This window comes from Streptomyces sp. NPDC048352 (assembly GCF_040651895.1).
Taxonomy (GTDB): domain Bacteria; phylum Actinomycetota; class Actinomycetes; order Streptomycetales; family Streptomycetaceae; genus Streptomyces.
Map to the genome: position 1 here is coordinate 1 of NZ_JBEZKZ010000141.1, position 6,167 is coordinate 6,167.

The window sequence follows — 6,167 nt, forward strand, 5'->3', positions numbered from 1 at the left end:
CTTACCAGTTTCCCTTGGCTCCGCCTGGCGGCGGGGGGGGGGGGCGGCCGCGGGGGGGGGGGGGGGGGCGGCCCCCCCCCCCCCCCCCCTCGGGCTTTCCCCGGATCCCCCGCACCCCCGTGGCGGAGGGTCGGGCCTCAGAGCGCGGCGAGGAACGTCCCGACGGCCGCGTGGAAGCCCTCGGGGTCCGTGAAGGGCACGAAGTGGTCCCCTTCCAGGGCGGTGTACGAGGTCCCCGGGCGCCGGGTGACCATGGCGTCGGCGGTGGCCCGCGTGAGCGCCTGGCTGCGGGTGGCGTGGATCAGCAGGGCCGGGCAGGTGCTCGCGAGCCAGGTGTCCCAGTGGTCGCCCCGGCAGGCGCGGATGGAGTCGAGCATGTCCTGTCCGTGGAAGGCGAGCCGCCAGCCGCTCCCGTCGGAGAGCGGGCGCACCCCGTCGGCGACGAACGGCAGGGCGGCCGGGTCGACGGCGGCGAGCAGCTCCCCGCGGGTGGGGGCGCTGTAGGGGAGGGCCCCGAGGAAGTCGAACCACTGCGGGCCGGCCGGGATGTCGATGTCGACGGTGGCGTCGACGCCGATCAGGGCGCCCACCCGGCCGGGGTGGGCGGCGGCCAGGTGGTAGGCGTTGAGCCCGCCGAGGGAGTAGCCGAGGACGGTGACGGGCTCGGTGAGGCCGAGGTGGTCGAGGAGGGCGACGGCGTCGGCGACGTACCCCTCGCGGCGGTAGTGCGGGGCGCGGTCGGAGTCGCCGTGGCCGCGCTGGTCGGGGGCGATGACCCGCCACGCGTCGCCGAGGGAGGCGGCCAGGCCCGTGAAGGCGGCGGCTTCGGACATCCCGCCGTGCAGGGCGAGCAGCGGGCGGCCGGTGCCGCCGAAGTCCAGGTACGACAGCGCCCGTCCGTCGATGTCCAGTGTGTTGCGCATGTGCGGATCTCCCCGTTCGTCGGCCCAGGTGGTGGCTGCGGGCACCACCCTGCCAGCGTTTGGGCAAGCGCGCAATACAAATGTATTGCGCAGCCGCCCAATACCGCGCGGCCGATACCATCCACGGCATGGGAAATCGCGAGGAGCTGCTGGCCGGAGCGCGCCGCTGCCTTGAGGAGAAGGGGTACGCGCGCACGACCGTGCGCGACATCGCCTCGGCCGCGCAGGTGAGCATGGCCGCGATCGGCTACCACTTCGGATCGCGCGAGGCGCTGCTCAACCAGGCGCTGTTCGCCGCGATGGACGAGTGGGCCGCCGGCTCCGGCCGGCTCACCGGGCAGGGCGCGACCGCGGCGGAACGGTACGCCGACACCTGGGACCGCAAGGTCCGCGACTTCCTCGACATGCGCTGGCTGTGGACCGCCAACATCGAGGCCTTCGTGCACGCCCAGTCCTCGCCCGAACTCCTCGCGGCGCTCGCCGAGGGCCAGCGCCGGTCCCGGCGCATGGTGGCCGCCCACCTGGCCGGGGTGCCCGAGGAGGCGGTGGCGGAGGAGGACGTACGGGCCCTCGGGTCGCTGCACCTCGCACTGCTGAGCGGGGTCATGGTGCAGGCCCTGACCGACCCCGAGCAGGCCCCGACCGGCAGCGAGCTGACCCAAGGGCTGCGCAGGATGGTCGAGTTGCTGGAGAAGCCCGCCCCTACCGACGGGTAGTAAACGCCGCTTCCGCACGCCATAATCCCGTCCCATCACCGGGTCGGCGAAGGGGCGGGGCATGGCAGTGGACCGACGGGCGTTTCTGGTCGGGGCGACGGCGGCGGGCGCGGGCGCGCTCCTGGGGCTCGGGGCGGCGGCACCCGCCTCCGCGAGGGCCCTCGGCACACAGGACTGGATGGCCGGCCTGGCCGACTCCACCGCCCTCCAGCGGATGACCATCCCCGGCACCCACGACTCCGGCGCCCGCCAGGGCGGGCTGTACGTCGCCTGCCAGAACACCTCGATCGCCGAACAGCTGGACTCCGGGATCCGCTTCCTGGACGTCCGCTGCCGGGTGACCGGCGGCTCCTTCGCCATCCACCACGGCGCGTTCTACCAGGACCTGATGTTCGGTGACGTCCTCGTCGCCTGCTGGAACTTCCTCGCCGCGCACCCCTCCGAGACGGTGCTGATGCGCGTCAAGCAGGAGTACTCCTCCGACAGCGACGCCACCTTCCGCGCCGTCTTCGACGACTACCTCGACCACCGCGGCTGGCGCCCGCTCTTCCGGATCGCCGACACCCTGCCCACCCTCGGGCAGGCCCGCGGCAAGGTCGTCCTCCTCGCCGACAACGCCGGACTGCCCGGCCTGCGCTACGGCGACGGAGCCGTCTTCGACATCCAGGACGACTACAACACCGAGCCCTTCGCCAAGCGCACCCGCATCGAGAACCACTTCCGCAAGGCCGTCCAGCAGCCCGGCAAGCTCTTCGTCAACTACGTCAGCACGGCCGCGTACATGCCCCCGCGGTGGAACTCCGACCGCCTCAACCCGCAGGTCCACGCCTTCGTCGACGGCGCCGAACTGGCCGGCCGCACCGGCCTCGGCATCGTCCCGATGGACTTCCCGAACACCCGCTCCGGGCTGGTCGCCTCACTGATCCGGCACAACTGACGGCTCCGGCGACGGCGGCGGGGCGGGGGCGCCCGGGATGCGCAGGACCGCCTCCGTGCCGCCCGCCCCGTCCGCGGCGGCCCGCAGCTCCGCGCTGCCGCCCGCGCGGGCCGCCGTACGGGCCACGATCGACAGGCCCAGCCCGCTGCCGGGCAGGGCACGGGCCGAGGGAGAGCGCCAGAACCGCTCGAAGACGTGCGGGAGGTCATCGGCCGGGATGCCCGGGCCGTGGTCGCGTACGGTCAGCTCCCCCGCCCGCAGGGACACCTCGACCGCGCCGCCCGGGGGGCTGAACTTCACCGCGTTGTCCAGGACGTTGACCACCGCCCGCTCCAGCGCCGCCGCCTCGCCCCGCACGTACCAGGGCTCCAGGGCGGATTCGAAGCGCAGCTCCGGTCCCCGCAGCCGGGCCCGGGACAGGGCCGAGGCGGCGATCTCGTGCAGGGCCACCACCCCCAGCGGGGCGTGCGGGGCCGCGTCCGGGCGGGACAGCTCCTGGAGGTCGCCGATCAGCGCGGCCAGCTCCGTCATCTGCGCCTTGACGGAGGCGAGCAGCTCCCGCCGGTCCTCGGGCGGGATGGCGCGGCCGGTCTCCTCGCTGCGCGCGAGCAGCTCGATGTTGGTGCGGAGCGAGGTGAGCGGGGTCCGCAGCTCGTGCCCGGCGTCGGCGATCAGCTGGGCCTGGCGCTCCTGGGAGGAGGCGAGCGCGGCGGTCATGGAGTTGAAGGACCGTGACAGCCGGGCGATCTCGTCGTCGCCCTCCTCGGGGATCCGTACCGTCAGGTCCTCGGTCCGGGCGACGTGCTCGACGACCCCGGTCAGTTCGTCGACGGGCCGCAGCCCCGTGCGGGCCACCCACAGGCCGGCCGCGCCGGCGCCCACGACGCCGATGCCCGAAACCAGGAGCAGCACCCAGGCGAGGGTGGAGAGGGGCTTGTCGATGTCGGCGAGGGGCTTGGCGATGGAGATCGCGAACCGCTGTCCGCCGGGGAGGCTGGCGGACTTGGTGTAGACGCGCATGCCGGTGCCGTCGTCGGTCGTCACGTCGTGCAGCCGTCGGGCGTTCGGGGTCGCCGCGACCTCCAGGTCGGCCTGGGTGACCGGCAGGTCGCGCCGGCCGTCGACCAGGCAGCGGCCGCCGTCGGCGGTGACGATCTGGACCGTCGCGTTCAGTTCCTCGGCGATGCTGGGCGAGGTCTGGGCCGGCCGGGTCGCGCATCCCTCGCGCAGGGTGCGCAGCACCTGGTCGTTGGGGTTCGTGGCCATCAGGGACTGGTTGAGCTGGTCGTTCAGCTGGGCCCGGACCATCACCCAGGACACCCCCGCCACCGCCGCCACGGCCACCGCCACCGCCACGGTGACCAGCAGCGCGAGGCGCGAGCGCAGCGGCAGGGCGCGGAACCGGGCGGCCGGGCTCACTCGGGCCCGCCGTCGCCGGCGCGCAGGACGTAGCCGACCCCGCGCACGGTGTGCACCAGGCGCGGCTCGCCGCCCGCCTCGGTCTTGCGGCGCAGGTACATCACGTACACGTCCAGGGAGTTGGAGCTGGGCTCGAAGTCGAAGCCCCACACCGTCTTGAGGATCTGCTCGCGGGTCAGCACCTGGCGCGGGTGCGCGAGGAACATCTCCAGCAGCGTGAACTCCGTACGGGTCAGCTCCACCGGCCGCCCGCCGCGGGTGACCTCGCGGGTGGCGAGGTCCATGCGCAGGTCGCCGAAGGTGAGGGCGTCACCGGCGGGTTCCGGCCCGGCCGCGGGGGCGGCGTAGGAGCTGCGGCGCAGCAGCGCGCGGACGCGGGCGAAGAGCTCGTCCAGCTCGAACGGCTTGACGAGGTAGTCGTCGGCGCCCGCGTCGAGGCCGGTGACGCGGTCGCCGACGGTGTCGCGGGCGGTCAGCATCAGCACCGGGGTGACGCTGCCGGAGGCACGCAGCCGGCGGGCCGCCGTCAGGCCGTCCATCCGCGGCATCTGGATGTCCAGGACGATCAGGTCCGGGCCGTACGAGGCCGCCTGGTCGAGGGCGTCGAGGCCGTCGACGGCGGTCGCCACGGCGTACCCCTCGAAGGCGAGGCTGCGGCGCAGGGCCTCACGTACGGCCGGCTCGTCGTCGACGACGAGGATCCGCTGCGGGTCGCCTTCGGCGGGATTCATGACGGTTCCCCCCAGGGGTGGTGGTCGGTGCGCGGGACAGCTCCCAGGGTCTCAGAAGGAGGTGCCGAAGCCGGTGGCGCCGCTGTCGCCGCCGCCCTGGCCCGCGCCGCCCCGGCGGAGGGAGTCGAGGTCGGCCTTGACGGTGTTGACCGGGATGGCGAAGCCGAGGCCGACGCTCCCGGCGCCGGAGCTGTCGCCGGCGGGCGAGTAGATCGCGGAGGGCATGCCGACGATCTCGCCGTTCATGTTGACGAGGGCGCCCCCGGAGTTGCCCGGGTTGAGCGAGGCGTCCGTCTGGATGGCCTTGTAGGAGGTGGTGTCCGAGCCGGTCGTGCCGTTGAACTGCTGCCCGCCGTACGAGAACGGCCAGCCGCCGCCCTGCCGCTGCGGGGACTGCCGGCGGTCCTCGGACTTGGGCACGTTCACCTCGCGGTTCAGCGCCGAGACGATGCCGCTGGTGACGGTGCCGGTCAGGCGGTCGGGAGAGCCGATGGCGACGACCTCGTCGCCGACCTTGAGCCGGTCGGAGTCGCCGAGCCTGGCGGGCTTGAGGCCGCTCGCGCCCTGGAGCTTGATCAGGGCGAGGTCCTTGTCGGGATCGGTCCCGACGATCTTCGCCTCGTACTTCTTCCCGTCGCTCGTCGTCACCCCGATCTCGGAGGCGCCGGCGACGACGTGGTTGTTGGTGGCGATCTCGCCGTCGGCGGTGAGCACGAAGCCGGAGCCGGTGCCGGTGCCGCCCTGCGCGGAACCGGTGCGGGTGTCGATGCGGACGACGGACGGGCTGACCTGCTCGGAGACGCCTGCGACGGTGCCGGAGCCGGACTGCGAGACGTTGGTCCCGCTGAAGCCGCCGCCGGCGGCTCCGCCCTGCCCGAGGAACTGCTGCACGCCGACGGCCGTACCGCCGCCGACCAGGGCCGCCGCGAGGGCGACGGCGGTGATCAGCCCGACGGGGCGCCTGGCGCGGGCCGCGTGCGCGGGCCCGGCCGGGGCGGCCGCGGGGGCCACCGGCGGCTGGTGCGCCTCGTACCAGCCGGGGGCACGGCCGTCCGCGCTGCCCGGCGGGTACGGGGGCGGCGGCGGATACCCGCCGCCCCCGGCATCCCGGGCCAGCCGCTCGCGGCCCCGCTGCCAGTCGTCCCCGAAGGGCGCGCCGTGGCGGTCCGGGCCGTTCTCCTGGTTCTGCTGCGGGTGGCCGCCGTCGCGGCGGAAGCTGTCGGTCATGCCAGCGACTCTGTCCGCGGATGATGAAAGCATTCTGAATCCCGCCTGAGAAGCCCGACAGAACCCCGTAGGCCCGGCATAAAACCCCCCTCGCCACCGGGGCGGGGGAAGGACGCGCCCTAGGGGGTGTCCGCAAAGTAGCGCCGGCCGCCCGAAGGGCGGGCCCTGCGGCGTCTGGTGCCGTGCATCGCAAGGCGGAGGGCCGCCCGCGTAC

The 6,167-nt window shown here is 74.2% G+C and carries 6 protein-coding genes; 2 read left to right on the plus strand and 4 right to left on the minus strand.

The features are described 5' to 3' along the window. Positions 1-137: 137 nt before the first annotated feature. Entirely contained in the window at positions 138-923 is a 786-nt protein-coding gene (locus AB0D45_RS34315) for an alpha/beta hydrolase (protein WP_362466503.1), read from the minus strand. Between the two features lie 128 nt (positions 924-1,051). On the opposite strand from AB0D45_RS34315, the gene AB0D45_RS34320 reads away from it, so the two are divergent. Beyond that, entirely contained in the window at positions 1,052-1,639 is a 588-nt protein-coding gene (locus tag AB0D45_RS34320) for a helix-turn-helix domain-containing protein (protein ID WP_362466506.1), read from the plus strand. 61 nt (positions 1,640-1,700) lie between these two features. Continuing rightward, entirely contained in the window at positions 1,701-2,576 is an 876-nt protein-coding gene (locus AB0D45_RS34325) for a phosphatidylinositol-specific phospholipase C (RefSeq protein ID WP_362466508.1), read from the plus strand. On the opposite strand, the gene AB0D45_RS34330 is transcribed toward AB0D45_RS34325, so the two are convergent. Genes AB0D45_RS34330 through AB0D45_RS34340 form a run of 3 tightly spaced genes read right to left on the minus strand, consistent with a single transcriptional unit; the run spans position 2,556 to position 5,953 of the window. Continuing rightward, positions 2,556-3,995, minus strand: a complete 1,440-nt coding sequence (locus tag AB0D45_RS34330; protein WP_362466511.1) for a HAMP domain-containing sensor histidine kinase — start codon at positions 3,993-3,995, stop codon at positions 2,556-2,558. The two genes, AB0D45_RS34325 and AB0D45_RS34330, sit on opposite strands and share 21 nt — an antisense overlap. Continuing rightward, positions 3,992-4,726 carry a response regulator transcription factor gene (locus tag AB0D45_RS34335; protein WP_361608602.1) on the minus strand — a complete coding sequence of 245 codons (735 nt, stop codon included), beginning with the start codon at positions 4,724-4,726 and terminating at the stop codon, positions 3,992-3,994. Before AB0D45_RS34335 ends, AB0D45_RS34330 begins: the two co-directional genes overlap by 4 nt. A gap of 51 nt (positions 4,727-4,777) precedes the next feature. Continuing rightward, positions 4,778-5,953 carry a trypsin-like peptidase domain-containing protein gene (locus AB0D45_RS34340; protein WP_362466514.1) on the minus strand — a complete coding sequence of 392 codons (1,176 nt, stop codon included), beginning with the start codon at positions 5,951-5,953 and terminating at the stop codon, positions 4,778-4,780. Positions 5,954-6,167: the final 214 nt, after the last annotated feature.

Coding starts and splice junctions, on each gene's coding strand:
- AB0D45_RS34315 (WP_362466503.1), bottom strand. CDS start 923: ATGCGCAACACACTGGACATCGACGGACGGGCGCTGTCGTACCTGGAC.
- AB0D45_RS34320 (WP_362466506.1), top strand. CDS start 1,052: ATGGGAAATCGCGAGGAGCTGCTGGCCGGAGCGCGCCGCTGCCTTGAG.
- AB0D45_RS34325 (WP_362466508.1), top strand. CDS start 1,701: ATGGCAGTGGACCGACGGGCGTTTCTGGTCGGGGCGACGGCGGCGGGC.
- AB0D45_RS34335 (WP_361608602.1), bottom strand. CDS start 4,726: ATGAATCCCGCCGAAGGCGACCCGCAGCGGATCCTCGTCGTCGACGAC.
- AB0D45_RS34340 (WP_362466514.1), bottom strand. CDS start 5,953: ATGACCGACAGCTTCCGCCGCGACGGCGGCCACCCGCAGCAGAACCAG.